General features: G+C 59.6%; 1 protein-coding gene. It reads left to right on the top strand.

All coding sequences use genetic code 11. The features are described 5' to 3' along the window. Positions 1-243 precede the first annotated feature (243 nt). Positions 244-354: hypothetical protein (locus tag AC1DKV_RS40605; protein WP_477139788.1), on the top strand; the 111-nt coding region annotated here is incomplete at its 3' end.

Here is a 354-nt window from a genome sequence, read left to right as displayed (position 1 = left end):
AGATTGGGCCTCGCAGCAACATGTTCGAATCAAGAGGGAATCCAGCCTGCATAAAACGAGTCGTTTCATGCGCCGCAAAAATGAGTCGTGGCGACCGCACAAATCGCCGACCATGCGGTCACCACCGAACGTAAGTTTCGGGTAAGCTGCGCAAAAATTGGTGCGCCGCGCCGCGGTGGACCAACGGGCCAGGACGTCTGCCCGCCCAATCAGATACGACGCCAGCTAAAGGAGAAATTGACGATGCATATCGGCATCCCGCAGGAAACGCGGGCAGGCGAGGCACGCGTCGCCGCCACCCCGGAGACCGTCAAGAAGTACGTTGCCCAAGGGCATCAGGTCACGGTGCAGGCT

The organism is Cupriavidus sp. 05T41, from assembly GCF_056396525.1.
This window is presented reverse-complemented; position numbering and strand designations above follow the sequence as displayed.